Genomic DNA, 1,721 nt, shown 5'->3' with positions numbered 1-1,721 from the left:
ACGAGGATCAGCGCACCGGGCAATAGCAGCGCAAGCGGCCACAAGGTCCGCGCGGCGAGCCGCAGGCCGAGGTCGTTGCGCACCGAGATGGGTTGCGCGACCTGGACGAAGCGATCGGCTTGCGCGAGCCCGTACACGCGCCAGCGCCGATCCTTGTATGCCACGGTCTGGAATCCGGCGTGCTCGCGCGGAAGGGCGTCCCGCGCGGGCGCCTGATCGCCCTGCCGTCCATCGGATTGCCAGATCTGGATCACGATCCGGTCGTCGCGCAAGCCCTCGAAGACCCCGCCCGGCCCACTCGCGAGGTCCATATCGTCAATACCGCGCGGCAGCGACAGCGCGATGGCGCGCAGCTCATAGTCGAACAGCTCGGCGGCTTCGGCTCGCGCCGTGCGGAAGATCGCATAGCCGGCCACCGCGCTGACGAGCGCAAGCCCGCAAAGCAGCCAGCCCAGCAGCCAGCGCCGGATTGAGATCATCGAGTGCCTGCTCAAAAGGTGACCAAGGGTGCTCAGGCGACGCGCGCCAGCCGATAGCCCACACCGCGGACCGTCACGATCTGTTCGGCGCCGAGCTTGCGGCGCAAGCTGTGAACATAGACCTCGATTGTATTGCTGCCGACTTCATCGCCCCACCCGTAGAGCTTGTCCTCGAGCTCGGCGCGCGAGAACACGCGAGTCGGCTCTTCGATCAAGGCGCGCAGCAGTGCAAATTCGCGAGGCACGAGATTGAGTCCGGTGCCGTTGAGCGACACTTCGTGGGCCGCCGGGTCGAGCCGCAGGCCGCCATGCAGATAGACGGGTTGTGCCTGCCCCGTCCGGCGGCGAAGCAGTGCACGCACGCGTGCCGCCAGTTCGTCGACATCGAAGGGCTTGACCAGATAGTCGTCGGCTCCCGCGTCGAGTCCGCGAATCCGGTCCGCGATCGCATCGCGCGCGGTAATGATCAATACCGGAATCTGGCCGCCCTTGCGCCGGTAGTCTTCGAGCACCGCGATGCCATCCTTGCGCGGCAGGCCAAGATCGAGCAACACGAGGTCGTATACGCCGTTGTCGAGCGACAGTTCGGCGGCGCGCCCCGTGTCGGCCCAGTCGACCACGTACCCGCTCTGGCGCAGCGCTTCCTGCACGTTCTCCGCGATCATCGCATCGTCTTCGATCAATAGCAGGCGCATCGCTTTCTCCGGTTGCCGGCATTCTCCACCCGTGCCGCTTAAGGGCTTCTTAAGACGGCGACTTCTAGACTCGTCGCATCTTATCGCCCCGGTGTGTCGCCTTGCTGCCAGGAACCTCTGCCTTGCTTCGCATTCAGTTTCTTCTTTTCCGCTTGCCGCTGCTCATGTTGTGCGCGCTTCTTGCGCAGTGCATGAGCTATCAGCCCCAGTCGCTCGACGACGGGCAACCGGCCATCGACACGCTCGGGCGCGTCGAGATCGACCCGCGAGCGATGCCGACCGCGGAGCTCAGGGCCTACCGCTTCGACCCTTCCGACGGCCTCGACATGACCGAGGTCGCGATGCTCGCCGTTGCCCGCAACCCCGATCTGCGCCTGAGCCGCGACGACCTGGGCATTGCGCGCGCGCAGGCATTCGCCGCCGGACTGTTGCCTGACCCTCAGGTGGGCATCGAGAGCGACTATCCCGCGCCGGCGCTCGCGGGCGCGACACGCGCGTTTACCTACGGGCTCAGCATCGACGTGATGGCGATCCTGCAGCGTGGCGA

The 1,721-nt window shown here is 66.2% G+C and carries 2 protein-coding genes and 1 pseudogene; 1 reads left to right on the top strand and 2 read right to left on the bottom strand.

Annotated elements, in window-relative coordinates:
• Both HV670_RS29900 and HV670_RS29895 read right to left on the bottom strand, forming a co-directional pair.
• Positions 1 to 479, bottom strand: a 479-nt coding sequence (locus HV670_RS29900; RefSeq protein WP_175108529.1) for a sensor histidine kinase N-terminal domain-containing protein, incomplete at its 3' end; no start/stop codon positions are given.
• A gap of 32 nt (positions 480 to 511) precedes the next feature.
• Positions 512 to 1,174, bottom strand: coding sequence for a response regulator (locus HV670_RS29895; RefSeq protein ID WP_175108528.1), 663 nt, complete (start codon positions 1,172 to 1,174; stop codon positions 512 to 514).
• Between the two features lie 122 nt (positions 1,175 to 1,296).
• Between HV670_RS29895 and HV670_RS31765 the strand changes: the two are divergent.
• A pseudogene (locus tag HV670_RS31765) lies at positions 1,297 to 1,721 on the top strand (TolC family protein); the annotation flags it as partial.

This window comes from Pararobbsia alpina, from assembly GCF_902859895.1.
Lineage (GTDB): Bacteria > Pseudomonadota > Gammaproteobacteria > Burkholderiales > Burkholderiaceae > Pararobbsia > Pararobbsia alpina.
Note: the sequence above shows the minus strand (reverse complement) of the source record. Positions and strands in the feature narration are given on the sequence as shown.

Excerpts from the sequence above, each read along its gene's own strand:
- HV670_RS29895 (WP_175108528.1), bottom strand. The coding sequence starts at position 1,174 with ATGCGCCTGCTATTGATCGAAGACGATGCGATGATCGCGGAGAACGTG.